General features: G+C 64.7%; 14 protein-coding genes. 9 read left to right on the forward strand and 5 right to left on the reverse strand.

Annotation, left to right across the window (positions count from 1 at the left end):
- Positions 1–169: 169 nt before the first annotated feature.
- The 9 genes from AC5Y2S_RS18545 to AC5Y2S_RS18585 all read left to right on the forward strand — a co-directional run bounded on the left by AC5Y2S_RS18545 (position 170) and on the right by AC5Y2S_RS18585 (position 6,828).
- Positions 170–559, forward strand: a complete 390-nt coding sequence (locus AC5Y2S_RS18545; RefSeq protein ID WP_499957970.1) for a four-helix bundle copper-binding protein — start codon at positions 170–172, stop codon at positions 557–559.
- 37 nt (positions 560–596) lie between these two features.
- Positions 597–1,031 carry a DUF5709 domain-containing protein gene (locus tag AC5Y2S_RS18550; protein ID WP_499957494.1) on the forward strand — a complete coding sequence of 145 codons (435 nt, stop codon included), beginning with the start codon at positions 597–599 and terminating at the stop codon, positions 1,029–1,031.
- Between the two features lie 10 nt (positions 1,032–1,041).
- Positions 1,042–2,457: an NAD(P)H-quinone dehydrogenase gene (locus AC5Y2S_RS18555; protein WP_499957972.1), complete on the forward strand. Its 1,416-nt coding sequence runs from the start codon at positions 1,042–1,044 to the stop codon at positions 2,455–2,457.
- 95 nt (positions 2,458–2,552) lie between these two features.
- A complete protein-coding gene (locus AC5Y2S_RS18560) occupies positions 2,553–3,014 on the forward strand; it encodes a DM13 domain-containing protein (protein WP_499957495.1) in 462 nt (153 codons plus the stop codon).
- 125 nt (positions 3,015–3,139) lie between these two features.
- Positions 3,140–4,507 (forward strand): NAD(P)/FAD-dependent oxidoreductase, encoded by a 1,368-nt coding sequence (locus AC5Y2S_RS18565; RefSeq protein WP_499957496.1) that lies wholly within the window; start codon positions 3,140–3,142, stop codon positions 4,505–4,507.
- 28 nt (positions 4,508–4,535) lie between these two features.
- Positions 4,536–5,135 (forward strand): sulfite oxidase-like oxidoreductase, encoded by a 600-nt coding sequence (locus tag AC5Y2S_RS18570; protein WP_499957498.1) that lies wholly within the window; start codon positions 4,536–4,538, stop codon positions 5,133–5,135.
- Positions 5,105–5,884: a ferredoxin reductase gene (locus AC5Y2S_RS18575; protein WP_499957499.1), complete on the forward strand. Its 780-nt coding sequence runs from the start codon at positions 5,105–5,107 to the stop codon at positions 5,882–5,884. The genes AC5Y2S_RS18570 and AC5Y2S_RS18575 overlap by 31 nt, the downstream gene beginning before the upstream one ends.
- Before the next feature lie 18 nt (positions 5,885–5,902).
- Positions 5,903–6,175, forward strand: coding sequence for a DUF6510 family protein (locus AC5Y2S_RS18580; protein WP_499957501.1), 273 nt, complete (start codon positions 5,903–5,905; stop codon positions 6,173–6,175).
- Positions 6,172–6,828, forward strand: coding sequence for an RraA family protein (locus AC5Y2S_RS18585; protein ID WP_499957502.1), 657 nt, complete (start codon positions 6,172–6,174; stop codon positions 6,826–6,828). Before AC5Y2S_RS18580 ends, AC5Y2S_RS18585 begins: the two co-directional genes overlap by 4 nt.
- Positions 6,829–6,867: 39 nt before the next feature.
- Here AC5Y2S_RS18585 and AC5Y2S_RS18590 read toward each other — a convergent pair whose 3' ends face one another.
- The 5 genes from AC5Y2S_RS18590 to AC5Y2S_RS18610 all read right to left on the reverse strand — a co-directional run bounded on the left by AC5Y2S_RS18590 (position 6,868) and on the right by AC5Y2S_RS18610 (position 15,868).
- Positions 6,868–7,824, reverse strand: coding sequence for an NAD(P)/FAD-dependent oxidoreductase (locus tag AC5Y2S_RS18590; RefSeq protein WP_499957503.1), 957 nt, complete (start codon positions 7,822–7,824; stop codon positions 6,868–6,870).
- Positions 7,821–9,230 (reverse strand): dihydrolipoyl dehydrogenase, encoded by a 1,410-nt coding sequence (gene lpdA, locus AC5Y2S_RS18595; protein WP_499957504.1) that lies wholly within the window; start codon positions 9,228–9,230, stop codon positions 7,821–7,823. Before lpdA ends, AC5Y2S_RS18590 begins: the two co-directional genes overlap by 4 nt.
- Positions 9,231–9,276: 46 nt before the next feature.
- Positions 9,277–9,801, reverse strand: coding sequence for a YkgB family protein (locus AC5Y2S_RS18600; protein ID WP_499957506.1), 525 nt, complete (start codon positions 9,799–9,801; stop codon positions 9,277–9,279).
- Between the two features lie 275 nt (positions 9,802–10,076).
- Positions 10,077–12,353: a winged helix-turn-helix domain-containing protein gene (locus AC5Y2S_RS18605; protein ID WP_499957508.1), complete on the reverse strand. Its 2,277-nt coding sequence runs from the start codon at positions 12,351–12,353 to the stop codon at positions 10,077–10,079.
- 701 nt (positions 12,354–13,054) lie between these two features.
- Complete coding sequence (locus AC5Y2S_RS18610) at positions 13,055–15,868, reverse strand: helix-turn-helix transcriptional regulator (protein ID WP_499957509.1); 2,814 nt, start codon at positions 15,866–15,868, stop codon at positions 13,055–13,057.
- Positions 15,869–15,944: the final 76 nt, after the last annotated feature.

Consider the following 15,944-nt stretch of genomic DNA (forward strand, 5'->3'; position numbering starts at 1 on the left):
AACGGTCGCTGCAGTGGTGTCGAGGACGCCATCCGCACGTCCACTATCACCCGGGTGAATGACGGTGATGGGCGACGACAGTTCACCCCCCGCCGCGTCATGCTAGCGGCACCTTGCGTGGCAAAGGCTGGTACAGAACAGGGAGGACATAGTGAGCGCTGCCAGGAGAATGCTGGAGACCTATCCACGCGATCTCGGCCAGATCGATATAGCGAAGCTGATCGAATGTATCGACGCCTGTTTTGAATGCGATCAAGCCTGCACAGCGTGTGCAGACGCCTGCCTCAGTGAGGACGATGTCTATCACTTAACCAAATGCATCCGTACTTGCCTTGACTGCTCGGATGTCTGCGCCACAACGGGCCGCGTCTTGTCCCGGCACACGGACTACGACGCGAACCTCACCAGGGCCGTGCTCCAAACGTGCGTCGTCGCCTGTAAGACGAGCGCAGACGAGTGCGACCAGCATGCCGCGAAACACGAGCATTGCCGCGTGTGCGCCGACGTATGCCGTCGCTGTGAGCGGGCCTGCAGCGACCTTCTTGAGGCGCTCGGATGAGACAACCACCGGACGGGTGTGAAGGGATACCGGGCTGATGGGTATCTCTGAATTCGATGACGTGCAAGCCCATCTGCTGGAACCAGAAGAAAGCCTGGACTCCGAACAGACTGGCATTGACCTCGACGAAGGCTACTCGCCCCCGGAACGCCCGCGTGAACTACGGGCGTGGGGCATCACCGCGAGGGAAGCGCGGACCCATGAAAGTCTGGCGCGCCGACTGGCCCGGGAGGTGCCCGACGTGACCGATCAGTGGGATGGTGACGGAATCGGTGACAGCACCGACAGCGATGGTGAGCCAATCGACGATCAGGTCGGCGACGTGCGCGCAGGTCGGCTCGTCGCCTTCGACATCGACGCTACGGATCCAGGTACGGATTACCGTGCCCACGACGTTGGCGTCGATGGCGGCGCTGCCTCGGCTGAGGAAGCCGCCATGCATATCGTCGCCGATGAAGACGCCAGTTGGTGAAATTCGAACTGTGGTAACCCGCATTGTGATCCTCGGTGGCGGCCCGGCCGGGTACGAGGCGGCATTGGTTGCAGCTGCGCGAGGTCCCGCCGTAGCCCGCGTCACCGTTGTCGACTCCGACGGGGTCGGCGGTGCCGCGGTGTTGTGCGACTGCGTGCCATCGAAGACATTGATCGCTTCCACCGGCCTTCGCACCGAACTGCGACGGGCAACCCGCCTCGGTTTCGACGCCGACTTCGACGACGCGAAGATCTGTTTGGCAGATATCCACCAGCGGATCAAGACGCTCGCTACCGAGCAATCCCTGGATATCACCGACCAGCTGCTGACCTTGGGTGTCGAGTTGATCGCGGGACGTGGCGAGCTGGTGGATGCCGCACCCAGTCTGGCACGTCACCGCGTCAAGGTGACTGCGCGCGACGGCACGATCACGATGCGCGATGCCGACGTGGTGTTGATCGCAACCGGCGCCAGCCCCCGGATCCTGCCGTCGGCGCAGCCCGACGGCGAGCGCATCCTGACCTGGCGCCAGCTCTACGACCTGGCGTCGCTGCCCGACCACCTCATCGTGGTGGGTTGCGGGGTGACCGGCATCGAATTCGCCAATGCCTACACCGAACTCGGTGTGGCCGTGACGATGGTGGCCAGCCGCGACCGGGTGCTGCCGCATGAGGACGCCGACGCCGCGCAGGTGCTCGAGGAATCATTCGCCCAACGCGGCGTCAAGCTGATCAAAAAGGCACGGGCACAATCCGTGACGCGCACCGACGACGGGGTGCTGGTGACGATGACCGACGGGCGCACCGTCGAAGGAAGCCACGCATTGATGACACTTGGGTCAGTGCCCAACACCGGCCGGCTAGGTCTGGAGCGCGTGGGTATCGAACCCGGGCCGGGAAACTACATTGCCGTCGACCGGGTCTCGCGGACGCCGGTCGCGGGCGTTTACGCTGCGGGGGACTGCACTGGCGTCCTGCCGTTGGCCTCGGTTGCCGCGATGCAAGGCCGGATCGCGATGTATCACGCGCTCGGTGAAGCCGTTAATCCGCTCCGGTTGCGCACCGTCGCGGCGACGGTGTTCACCCACCCCGAGATCGCGACGGTAGGCGTCTCACAGACCACGATCGATGACGGCTCGATTCAGGCCCGTACCATCATGTTGCCGTTGAAAACCAATGCGCGGGCGAAAATTTCGGAGCTGCGCCACGGCTTCGTCAAACTGTTTTGCCGGCAGGACAGCGGCGTCGTAATCGGTGGCGTGGTGGTCGCGCTGATCGCTTCGGAATTGATACTGCCGATCGCGATGGCTGTGCAAAACCGGATCACCGTCGACGATTTGGCGCAGACGCTCGCGGTCTATCCGTCGCTGTCCGGCTCGATCACCGAGGCTGCGCGGCGACTCATTGCCAACGATGATCTGAACTGATGCGCAAAGTAATTGGGCCGACCAGGGCTCTGTGGTTCCCGGGGCTGATGCCGCATTCCGTCTTTCGGCGAGCGATTACCATCGTTGGACTGCCTATGGCCCTGTGGTGGCTACAGCCGTGGAAGTTGTTGATCAGGACTGTTGCGAATGAACGGCTGCCGTCTCAAGCGCAGACCACCCACTGCGGAGAATTTACCGCTCACATCCACCGAACCAGCGGTGTGGCGCGCCTCATTGTCCTCGGTGACGGGGCACGGATCCTGTGGCTTGAAAACCTGCAGACCACTCTGGGGCCGCGATTACGCGTATGGCTCAGCGACACGCCGGTCGACCATGCCAGGTTTCCCTGGCGAAAGTTTGCAGACAGCAACCACATAGACCTTGGCCGCCTGCGCGCCAACCGGGGCGATGCCGGTTACGCGGTGCCCAACGGCGCCGATGCCCACGCACTCAGCAGCGTAATCCTGTGGTGCGAGCGCTTCAGGGTTTCCTTCGGTGCGGCCCAACTGCGCCTGTTGCCGCGCCCTTCGAGTTATCACCCGGGTGAATCGTGCTGAGGGGTGGTGACAGACCGATCTGGGTCGGGCGATGCTCTTGCTGGAGATCTCTACAGCTAACTGACCGCCACCCCGCAGATCCTCAACCGTGTGTGGACACCCGAATACCGAACAGGAGAAGCGATATGAGTGCGGTCCCACTTCACCGTCAACCGGAGAAGGCGAAACCGGCCACGTCCGTTGTGATTGTCGGCAGCGGGTTCGCCGCTTTCGAATGCGCGCGCCGACTGGCCCGACGGCTGGGTAAGGCGCGCGCCTCGGATGTGAGGGTTACCATCGTTTCGCCGGTCGATTATCTGCAGTACACGCCATTGCTGCCAGACGTCGCCGGTGGGCTGGTCGATCCGCGGTTTGTCTGTGTTCCGCTGGCCGGGACGCTCAAGGGCGTGCAGGCGGTGCGCGGCCGGGTCGACGGTGTTGACTTCGATCGGCGTCTGGTCTCGTTCACCGATCCGGAGGGCCACACAGGGACGCTGTCGTGGGATCGGCTGGTCCTAGCCCCCGGCTCGGTGACCCGGACTTTCGATACGCCCGGCTTGGCCAAACACGCACACGGGCTACAGTCGACGGCCGAGGCGCTGTACCTGCGTGATCGTGTGATCGAGCAGTTGGAACTTGCTTGCGTCGACGAAAACAAGGCGCGCGCGGCCGCGCGACGCACGATTGTCGTTGTCGGTGCGTCATATTCCGGTTCCGAATTGACGGCGCAGCTGCGTGCGCTCGCCGATGCGGCGGCGAAGCAGATGGGCTTCGATCGGGCCTCGGTGCGGTTTGTGCTGCTGGACTTGGCCGACCACGTCATGCCCGAGCTGGGGCAGAAGCTCGGCGACGCGGCGATGCGTGTGCTGCGCTCTCGGGGAATCGACATACGGTTGGGCACGACCCTAAAGGAGGTTCACGCCGATCATGTTGTGCTCACCGATGATTCGCGCGTCGGTACTTATACGGTAGCGTGGGTGGCCGGCGTGGCCCCGTCACCGCTGATCGCCGCGTTGGGCTTGGGGACCGAGCGGGGTCGGCTGAAGGTGCGGACCGATTTGCAGGTGCCAGGTCACCCGGACGTGTTTGCCGCGGGCGACGCCGCGGCCGTTCCGGACCTAACCCAGCCGGGCAAGATCGCGCCGCCGACCGCCCAGCACGCAATCCGACAAGGTAAGACGCTGGCCCACAACGTCGCCGCAAGCCTCGGATACGGCGAGCGGAAGGACTACCGTCACAGCGACAAGGGAATGGTGGTCGACCTGGGCCCGCGCTACGCCGTCGCCAACCCGCTCGGCGTGCACCTATCGGGCTATCCCGCCAAGATTGTCGCCCGCGGCTACCACCTCTACGCGCTTCCGCGGCTGGTCAACCGCTGGGCGGTCGCGCTCGCATATCTCACCGATGTCTTATTCGCCCGTACGGTGTTGTCGATGGGATTCGCTTGCGCTGCCGACGCCCAGTTCACGGCCGGCGAAGTCCTCCAGCTACCGAAGGCGGCAGGGGCAGAATGATAATCGATGACCAGCGTCGTGAACACCAATGAGTGTCGTCAACAAAGGCTTTCGCGGACGCCGCGCCGCATCGGCCCCCGACCTGCCGCCCGGCCAGCATCTGACCGCGGACTTTCCCGTCCTGCAAGCAGGACCGACACCGCGGATCAATCTTGATGACTGGCGATTCACCATTCGCGATGAGCTCGGCGTCGAACGCTCGTGGACCTGGGACCAGTTCAAGTCCCTGCCAAGCGAGCGGCTCAACGTGGACATCCATTGCGTCACCACCTGGTCCAAGTTGAATACCGAGTGGCAAGGCGTCTCCCTGGACACGCTTTTCGAATCGACCGATACCGCTGCCGGATTCGCACTGGTCGGTTCCTACGGCGGCTACACCACCAACTTCCCGTTGAGCGACCTTCTCGGTGGTAAGGCTTGGATCGTCTACGCGTACCAGGGCGCACCGCTTAGCCCGGTGCACGGCGGCCCGGCGCGGCTCCTGGTGCCTCACCTGTATTTCTGGAAGTCCGCGAAGTGGGTGAGGTCCATCGAGCTGCGCGACAGCGACGCACCGGGATTCTGGGAGCGGTTGGGCTACCACAACTACGGCGACCCATGGCAAGAACAACGCTACGCCGGAGATTGACGAATTCTGTGAACGCCCACGTGACACCGAAGTTGCGTTGGCGGGTCGCGCGTGTGGTGGACTCTGAATCCGAGACCGAATCTGCGCAGACTATCGGGCTGACCGTCCCCGGCTGGAGCGGTCACTTGGCCGGCCAGCATATCGATCTCAAGCTGACCGCTGAGGACGGGTACAGCGCGCAGCGTAGCTATTCACTGAGCAGGCCGGCCGACGGTGAGCGCATCGAGCTCACGGTGCAACAGATTCCCGACGGGGAGGTCTCGCCCTACCTCACCGGACTTGTTGCTGGAGACGAGATCGAACTTCGTGGACCCATCGGCGGTTGGTTCGTCTGGCGGCCTGAGGAGAAGGCTCGGGTTCTGCTCGTCGGCGGCGGATCGGGAATCGTGCCGTTGATGGCCATGCTGCGACAGCGGGTAGAAAAGGGTAGCAACGAGTTTCGGCTCGTCTATTCGGTCCGTAGCCCCGAGGACGTGTACTACGCCCAAGAGTTGGGCCGGCTCGAACGCGAATGCGGCTGGCTGCAGGTCGCGCTGGTCTACACCCGCGTGACTCCGCCGCGGGCCGCCCGGCCGCCCGGCCGGGTCCGCGGCGCTGATCTCACAACGGCGGGGTGGGCACCGGCCGACGGTGCGCGCGTGTACGTGTGCGGACCAACGGGATTCGTGGAATCGGTGACCGTGACGCTGATCGAGCAGGGGCATCAGCCGTCGGCCATCCGGACCGAGCGGTTCGGACCGAGCAACTAATCCGGAAACGAGGCACAGATGACCGAGCCGACTCACGTCGACGGTAATGCGGCCGCGGGCGCCTTCGCCGAAGTGCTGGGATTCGATGTCACCACCGCGATGTTGACCTGCGGGAAATGTCGTTGCACCAGGGCATTCGCCGAAGGTCACGTCTATCACCGCGGGCCCGGCATCGTGGTGCGCTGCCCGTGCTGCGGGGAGGTTTTGGCCCGGCTCGTGCAAACGCGCACCGATGTGTGGCTCGACTTCCGGGGCGCCCAGTCCTGGCGTGTCCCGATCTCGGTTCAGTGACCGAGTCGCTCGACGCGCTCGCTCGTCGTGTCCGTACCGCTGACGTGGTGGACGCGATCTGGCGACTACATCAACATCGCTGCGATCTGCTCGATCTGGTGAGTCCCACGCCCGGCCGCGTGCTTTTTGGACCGGCCGTGACAATCTCTTACTTCCCGACATGTCGAATCGCGCTGGCTCCTGAACGTTATAACTTCAAGCGGCTCTTCTACGAGGCTATCGCTGATGGCGCTGAAGGACGTGTGCTCGTCTTGGCCAGTAACGGATACACCGACACCTCAGTTGGCGGCGGAACTAAGCTGTCGCGTGTCCAAAACCACCGGCTGGCGGGCATTCTCACGGACGGTCGAGTTCGTGACTTCGCGGAGCTCTCGCAATTGGACCTAGCCATCTATTGCCGAGGCGAAGCAACGCGCTGGGGTGGTGACGTGGTTACCCCCTACGAGGCCAACCGCTCGGTAGTACTCGCGGGGGTCGGGATCCATCCCGGCGACTACATCTTCGCCGACCACTCGGGCGCTGTGGCCATACCTGCCAACGAGGTGCGAAGCGTTCTTCAAGGGGCATGCCAGATCACCGTGGAGGACGCTCAATCGGTCGCGGCCATCCGGAACGAGACACCATCCACGTCAACCGACGACACTGAACGCTGACCTCTCATGAGGGCTCTTTGCTTTCCTGGCAGTGGTTTCTCATCGGGGACAGCGCGATTGGCTCAACCAGCGCTGCGCGTCGAGTGCGGCCGCGCAGCCGCTGGCTGCGGCGGTGACTGCTTGGCGGTAGCGGCGGTCGATCAGGTCGCCTGCCGCGAACACGCCCTCCGCGGAGGTATGGTTCGTATCGCCTTCGGTCAGGATGTGGCCGCCGGCACCGAGCTCGACGAGTCCGGTCAAGAGATCCGAGCACGGCGTCTGGCCGACAACGACGAAGACAGCCGCAACCTCGATGGTGAAATCGCCGGCGCGGCGCCTGTCGCGTATGCGCACCCCGCTGACGTGTTGGCCACCGTGTACGGCCAGCACTTCGGCGGATGTCAGGATCGCGACGTTGGGATGTGCCTGAAGACGAGCAACGGCGATGGCGGATGCCCGTAGTTGTGGGCGATGGTGGATGAGGGTGACGTGGCGGGCCAGCGGTGCAAGGTGAAGCGCCTCTTCAACGGCGCCGTCGCCGCCGCCGATGACGGCGACGTCGCGTCCGGTGAAGTGAGCGCCGTCGCGTTTCGCGCTGGTGCTCACGCCGTGGCCGAGGAGCCTGTGTTCGCCGGGCACGTTGAGGGACCGCGGGGCCGAGCCCGTGGCAAGAATCACGGCACGGCCATGGTGCTGGGCATCGCTTACGCTGACCGTCTTGAGCCCGTCACCGAACTCGAATCTGTCGACGCGGCCGCGGCATAACTCGGCGCCGAAATGCTGTGCTTGTCGCCGCATCGCGTCAGCGAGCGCGGGACCCGAGACGAATGGGCCGACACCGGGGTAGTTGTCTACCCGCCCGGCGGCCACCAGCGCACCGCCGGGCTCACGGCCTTCGACGACAAGGGTGTCCAGCCCCGACCGAGCCGTGTAGATCGCCGCCGTGTAACCGGCTGGGCCCGACCCGACGACGAGGACATCACGAATCCGGGTCGTGCCTGCCCTCGGTGTGATCACAGGTTAATGGCGTGGCCGGTCAGGGCGTGGAAGCATTCCTGTAGCCCCTCGCCGAGCGTGGGGTGCGTGTGCACGTTGCGGGCCAGCTCGGTGGCGGTCAGGTCCCACAGTTGGGCGGCGGTCAGTTCGGGGAGTAGCTCGCTGACTTCTGCACCGACGAGATGAGCTCCGAGCAGCTCGCCGTGGGCGGCGTCGGCGATGAGTTTGATGAAGCCGGCCCGTTCGCCCAGCCCGTGCGCTTTGGCGCTGGCTTGCATGGGAAATTTCGCGACTCGAATATCAAGGCCGCTGGCGCGGGCCTGGTCTTCGGTGTAGCCGAAGCTGGCGACTTGGGGTTGGCAGAAGGTCACGCGTGGCATCATGCGGTAGTCCAAGGGCATGGTCGGGGAGCCGGCGATGGTTTCGGCGGCGATGATTCCCTGGGCTGAGGCGACGTGGGCGAGTTGCGCTTTGGCGGTGACGTCGCCGACCGCGAAGATGTGGGGAGCCGAGGTGCGCATGTAGTCGTCGACGTCGATCGCCCCGCCTGTTGTGAGGCGCACGCCCAGCATTTCGAGGCCGATGTTTTCAACGTTGGGACAGAATCCGATACAGATGAACGCGCGGCCGGCGTCGACTGAGGTGGTGTGGCTGTTGCGATCAGTGTAGGTGACGGTGATGTGGCCACCGTGGTCGGTCACCGAGTCGACTCGTGTGTTGGTCTGGATGGCGATGCCGCGGCGTCGGTATTGGCGCGTCAATTCCTTTGAGACGTCAGCGTCTTCGTTGGGGAGTGCGCGGTCGGCGTACTCAAGAATTTGGACGTCGACGCCGTAGCTGTTGAGAATGTAGGCGAATTCCATCCCGATTCCGCCGGCGCCGATGATGATGATGGACTCGGGCATAGATGCGTCGAGGATCTGCTGTTCATACGTCACGATGTTGTCGCCGAGGCTGACCCCGGGCAGCATCCGCACCCGTGAGCCCGCGGCGACGATGGCGTTGTCGAAGCGGAGGCTGGTGGTGGTGCCGCCACGTAGCTGTACGTCGACTGTATGGGAGCCGCTGAAGCGGCCGCGACCGTCGATTTCGGTGATTTTGTTTTTGCGCATCAGGAAGTGCACGCCGCGGACCCGGGCGTCGGCGACTTCGCGGCTGCGTGACACGGCACGGGCATAGTCGAGACGAATGTCACCCTGGATACCGAACTCGTCTGCCTGATGGGTCAGGATGGAGGCGATCTCGGCGTTGCGCAGCAAGGCTTTTGAGGGGACGCACCCTGTATTGAGGCAGACGCCGCCCCAGTAGCGTTCTTCGATGATCGCGACCGTCAGACCGAGTTGGGCCGCGCGGATCCCGGCGACGTATCCGCCCGAGCCGGCGCCCAAGACCACCAGGTCGTAATGGCGGGGGACCGGTGTGCTCATCGCTCCGCATTCCTCCTTTCAGGATGAGTAAACCGGTTGTGTCGCTTCATCTCTCAACGTCGCATGGATCCGGTGCCTGGCGTCGTTGAGTCGCACGGATGGAGTCCGCCAACAGCCATAGGGCCAAGCCCACGAGCGCGATGTCTTTCATGAGGAATTCGCCATTGGCCGATAGGACGGGGAAGCCGCCCGCGGTAGGTTCACCAATCCCCGGCGTGCTGACCATAAAACTCAGCGTGCCGAGGAAGAACGCCGTCGCCAACACACCGCCCACGACGGAGGCTTTCGGATACCAAGGCTTCAAGGCCAGCAACGCTGCGGTCATCAACTCCGTCGTTCCTAGCACTCGGCCGAACGCGCTGATCGACATGAAGTGGTAGACCCAGCCCAGAAATGGGCTGTAGGCCACGAACGGTGAAACGCCGTGGGATTCGTAGTAGGTGAATTTCATTGCGCCGAACCAGGCAAGGACGATGACCAGGCCATAGCGCGCGATCAGCGGTGCGGCTCCGGCCAGTGGCAACACACGACTTGTCGGCCGACCGTCCTCGGTGGTCTCACTCACAGCCATCAGATCCGTCTCCCTTCATTTCCACTTACTTGGCCACCCGGTCGTGGTTTGGCCACGGTTTTCCGGCGGCCCCATCGGCGGGCCACCTGCAGCTTTGTCGGAGGGCATGCGCAAGCGCGAAGGATCCGCGGCCCTTTGTCATCTATGAGGGTGCTGCCGGGCGGGGTGACATGTCGTCACCCTCGAGGCCCGTTCACCCGGGTGATTAAACGGGAGGCGTTGTCCAACAAGGCAATTTGTGACTGGTCACATCCCGCGGGATGCCGGAAGGTGAATTACAACAGGCCGAGTTCTCGCGCCCGGCTGACCGCCGCGCTGCGGTGCTCGACGCCGAGCTTGCGGTACACGGCGCGCTGGTGGGTCTTCACCGTGTTGAGCGAGACGTACAGCCGCTCACCGATCTCACGCCGCGATAATCGGGTGGCGAGCAGGCGAAGAACCTCAAGCTCCTTGGGAGTCAGCTCCTCACCGAGCGCGTACCCGTCGTTGCGTGAAGTCACCGCGACGCCCGCGCCCAGCCCGGCCGAAGTGAGCAAGGTCGAGGCGATGCCGGCGTCCGCGCAACCGCGTAGCAGGGTGCCGACCTCTTCGAGGGTGGCGTTCGCCCTCTGGTGGTCACCGAGATGCGCGAAGACCTCCGCTCTGACCAGCAGCGTCTTGGCCACCTCGAGTGTCGCTCCGCCTTGGCGCGCCGACACGACGGCCACGTCGGCGGCGGCCAACGCTGCAGTCGCGTCACCGCGCCTACGGAGGAGCTCGGCCGTGGCAAGCGACACCATCACGTCCACGAGGTGTTCGGCGTCCGCAAGGTCTCGAGAACTGCCGGACGCCCGGCGGATCTGGCTTTCGGCGTCTGCGAGTTGGCGCTGTTCGGCCGAAATCAGCGCCAGATGACCCAGCGCGTAGATGCGGGCGCGACGATCGCCCATCTTCTCGGCCAGCTCCACGGCCCGCCGGAAGGCGGCTTGCGCTTCGCGGGTGCTGCCCGAAAAGTACAGCGCGGATCCATAGATGCAGTAGGCATTTGATCGGCCCAACGGCGCTTTGCCGAGATCGAGGTTGATCGCCCGGCGAGCCGCTTCGAGCGCCGCGGCGACTTCGCCCGTCTTGAACGAGTGAACCGCGCGCAATACGACGATTTGGGCGTCGATGGCGGCACCATCTGCGCTGTTGGCCGTGGATCGGGTCTCTACTGCCTCGATCCACTCGGCGGCGTCGTCGAGTTGACCAACGCTGAGCGAGACCCAGGCGCGGGCCACGCTCAGCCTCGGATCCTGTAGGACGGTCTGCTCGGGCAGCAGATCAAGCATGCTGGAGACGGTCGAGACGCCGCCCCCGTTGACTTCGTCGCCCCAGTCCGCGGCGATCAGATCGGCACTGCGCGCGATGTCACCGCCAGCGACTAGGTGGCGCACCGCCTCATCAATGAGGCCCTCGGTCTCGAACCAGGTCGCGGCTCGCCGGTGCAGGTCAGCGACGAGATCAGGCTTGCTGCGGCGCAGCTCGGTGCGCAGCAACTCTCCGAACAGCTGGTGATACCGATACCACTGACGCGACATGTCCAGTGGCACCACAAACAGGTTTTCGCGCTCGATCTTTGCCAATACCGAGGCCGAGCCAGACGTTTGCAGCACCGCGTCGCACAGCGCACCGCTGAGTCGTCCCAACACGGAGGTGTGTAGCAAGAAGTTGCGCAGTTCCGGTGGCTGAGCGTCGAGCACCTCGGCCATCAAGTAGTCGACGATATGACGGTTATCGCCGGCGAACGTTCTGATGAATGCGCCGGTATCAGCACGCCCGGCAAGCGAGAGCGCGGCAAGGTAGAGGCCGGCGGCCCACCCTTCGGTGCGCTGGTGCAACAATTCAATATCTTCGTGAGCCAAGTCGAGCCCGAGGACATCGTTCAGCAGATGACCCGCCTCGATAGCGCCGAAACGTAAATCGTCGGTTCGCATTTCGGCAAGCTCGCCGCTGGCCCTCAGCCGAGCCAAGGGCAACATCGGATCCGATCGGGTGGCCAACACCAAGTGCAGATTCGCCGGAATCCGGCTCGTGAAGAATGCCAGCTGCTCATGCACCGCTCGACTGACCACCAGGTGGTAGTCATCGAGGATGAGGACCATCGGGCTGACGATCGTGTCGAGATCATTCAGCAGGGTGGGCAGTACGACCTGCACGGGGTCGGCGCCCATCCCCAGGAGTTCGAGCGCGCGAACCCCGACCCCCGGACTCATCTTCTGCAGCGCGGCGACCACGTACATCCAAAACCACACCGGGTCGGTGTCAGAGGAGTCAAGCGACAGCCAGCCGAATCGCTGGTCCTCGCCGGCACCGAGGGCCCACTGCGCCAGCAATGTCGTCTTGCCCCAGCCCGCCGGAGCACTCAGCAGGGTTAGCTTGCGGCCGCGTCCCGCCGACAGTGCCTCGAGCAGGGCGGCCCGGTGAACGAGCTGGGCTCCGATGGCCGGGACGTGCAGCTTGGTGGCGAGTAGAACTGCTCGCGCAGCGGCTTCACCGACACCGTTGACGCTACGTCCAGCTGAGCCGGTCATGTCCGGACTTTGCGAACCCGTTGAACCCGGTGGCCGGGCGGGAACACGTGGCGTTGACGCGTCATGCGTGGTCGCTGGCGTCGCGGCATCCCAGTTTTTACCTGCAGGGTTGAGCGGGCTTGTTCTGCCCGGCAATCGGGGTGATCCTATTGAATCAGATGCGTTGTCCCCGATGACCTCCGGCGCACGCTCGCGGTGCCCGTTTAAACCGGCGGACCCACGTCGCGCCGACGGCCTAAGGACTTTCTCGTGAGCCGCGCTCACGCTATGCCCGCTCACCGTATTTCTCCTCTTTTCCAATCGATGCAATGCTCGTACGACTCATGACACCGCCGCGGGCAGCGAGTCAGCGTCTCAACATGAGGTGAATTTGCGTCTCAAAGTGAGACGTCGTTGGGCGTCGGCGAGCGGCCCGTCGTCTTCGGGTGCTCATGGTCGTCGGGTCACCAACACGTATCCACCGACGCCAAAGACCACCGGCATCATCATCAACATTCCCCACACTGCGCTCATCATCGTTTTCTCAATTCATGTGTTTCGTTGCTCTCGGGCGCCGGTTCCAGGTTGAGGGGCGGTGGTTGCGGCGATCCGGAGTCCAATGACTACGTTGGCAGGGCGGGCGCCCTGGTCGTATCACCCAGCGGGTGATCTTTAGGGCCGGCACGGTGTAGGCCTAGCCGCCTTGATATTTGACGGACTGGTCAATCCGAGCGGTGCATGAATTGCGCCAGTTGAGCCCGGGATGTGATGCCGAGTTTGGCGAATGCGTTGTGGACGTGGGTCTTGACGGTGTGGGGGGAGAGGTGCAGTTCGGCGGCGACGTCGCGGTTGGTCGCGCCTTGTGCGATGAGGTTGATGACCTTCAGCTCGGAGTGGGTGAGGCTGTCCCAGCCCGATTTTGCCCGCTGATGTGTGACGATCCGCCGTTCCACGCCCAGTCCGCGCAGCGCCCGGCCGACGCGGCGGGCATCGGCAATCGCTTCGCACGCAGTGTAGGTGTCGAATGCCGCGTTCAGGTGGTCGAGCGCCTCGGCGATGCGCCGCGCGCGAGCCAGTTCGCCGCCGGCGTCCTCGGCGGCGCTGGCGTAAAGGAGCGGCCGCGACGACGGGCGAAGCGCGTCGGTGGCAGCCACCAATGCTGAGGCGTCGCTCTCGAGTATCGCGCGGGCGTACCCGGCCACCCCTGCCAGGAGCGGCGCGGCGGGCTGGTCGGATTCCAGCATCTCGGCGGCCTGCAGGACCCGTGCGCGCAAGCCGGCATCACCGGCGGCCGACGCCACCTGCGCACTCAAGATCACGCGATCTAAGGCATAGACCTGCAGTGGTGTTCCGAGTAGGGCGATATCGCCGCCGAGCCAGCGCACCGCTTCGTGAACGTCGTCGCGATGCCATGCCGCCAGCGCGAGCGCATACGCCGCTCCTCGACGGATGGCAGGCGAGCCGGTGGAGTAGGCGTCGTGTGCGTCATTGGCCATCTGCTGCAACATGTTTCGGTCATCCGTACGCGCCGCCACCGAAGCCATAATCACGATGCGCAGCAGGTCCGGCTCACTCACGCCTGCCGGCTGTGGGGATGGCAGGGGTTCAGCCGCATTGCGAGCGGCCGACAACCGGCCCGCAGCGAGGTGAACAATCCCACCAATGACAGTCCACATATTGAGGACCATCGCGTTCCCTTCTCGGCGGGTCTGCGCTACGCCGTCGGCGATCCGGGTCGTCGCATCGTCCAACCGGCCGACCACTGCCAGCAGGATTGCGTAGTACATCCCGGCATAGTGATGCGCCAAGGCCGCATCATTCGTGTAGCCGAGCGAACAAAGCTGTTCGAGGCGGCCTAGGGCGCGGACCCTGTGCCCCTCGCCAATGTCGAGCAAAGCCAGGGTGACCTCGGTCATGATCGTGGCTTCGAGATCATCGGTAGCTGCCGCGGCTGCGGCGGCCTCGTCGGCCGCCGTGCGCTGTTGCCCTCTTTTGTCCTGCAACACAAGGTTGTATGCCAACCACGCCAGGTGCCGCGCCCGGGTGACCTCGCTGATGTCGCTCAACTCGAGCGCTCGGCGATTCTCCTCCGCCCGCCACTGGGTAGTGTGCTTGGTGTGCGCCGGGAGCCGGAGGCGGATCTCGGCCTCGACTTCGGGTGAGACCGCATTTGCGAGCGCCTCGACGGCCAATTCTTCGGCCTCGCCGTGGCGACCGGCCCTGTTGAGCCACTCCACCGCATCCGCGACCAGGGATCCGTGCTCCGCATCGTCGGCGGGCAGCAGCTCCAATGCACGCTTGCTCAAGTCCGCGGCCGCGCTCGCGTCGCCGCGGCCCACCGATTCCGCGGCTTCGCGCAGCGCGTCGATCGCCTCCCGGTCTCCGGGCTCTGCGCTGCGCGCCAGCTGGGTAGCGACCTCGGCCGGGGCTGCGCCCATGCCCAGCATGACCGACGCCGACTGGCGCTCCATCGCCCGCCGCAGCGATTGCGGCAAGCACTGGCGGGTGGCCTCACGCAGCAAATCATGCCGAAACCTAAGCTGCTCACCATCTTCCACGAGCAGATCGGTGCGCACTGCCTCCTCGAGCGCCGACAGCAGCGACGCCGGTGACCGTTCCAGCATCGCGGCCAGCAGGCCAGCAGAAAACCGGTCGGGCAGCACTGCGGCCACCCGCACCACCTCCGAAGCACCCTCGGAGAGCAAGTCCAGCCGCTGCTGCATACCGACGCCCAGCCGGCGCGGCAGCGCATCTCCGGTGGCCATCACCCGTCCGCCGCTGACGTTCAGGCGGTTCTCCTCGCCCAGACCCTGCACAAGCTCACCGATAAGGAATGGATTGCCGTGCGCTTTGGCGGCCAGCGTCAATAGAGACTCATCCGCCGTCGCCCGCACCGCGTCTTGAACCATGTCGGCGACCGCATCCGGCGCCACGGCCCCCAATCGCACGAATGTGGCGTTCGTGCGGTGCAGCACCGACAAGGTTTCCTGCACCGCCGGCCCGCCGGCCCCGGTGCGGGCGGTCAAGACCCACAAAACCGCCGCATCCGGGCCCGCGGCGGCCAGCGACCGCAGCGCCAACAGCGTGCCCGTATCGGCCCAGTGAAGGTCCTCCAACACGATCACCAGCGGGGTTTCCGCCGCCGCGGCATTGATCGCATTGTGCAGATCGTTGACCACCCAATAGCCCAGATCCGCCGAGCCGCCCAGTTCGCGCATCGCCTCGGCGTCTCCAACCGGGGGATCGGCGCGCAGCGTCGCCATAAACAGCGAGAAGAACGGCACCGTTTGCTGGTACTCGAAGGCCTCGCCGAATAGTGCCCGAAGACCCGCTTTCTCGGCGAGCGCCAGGACCTCGGTCAACAAGCGGCTCTTCCCGATTCCCGGCGGCCCCTCGATGACCAGTACGCCCCCGCGCCCCTGGGCGACCGCCGCGAGCAGCGTGCCGATCACTTTCAGCTCGGCTGACCGCCCGCGAATCGGCGGAGTGACTAGGCGCTGACCGCCGACGTCGAATAGGCCGGTCGAAGACCCCATCGGGTGTCCTGTCTAACGGATTCACCAGACTGTCATTAAAGTGCACGTCATTGTAGGCCGCGCACGTCATCGACCA

The organism is Mycobacterium sp. NGS69 (genome assembly GCF_059812165.1).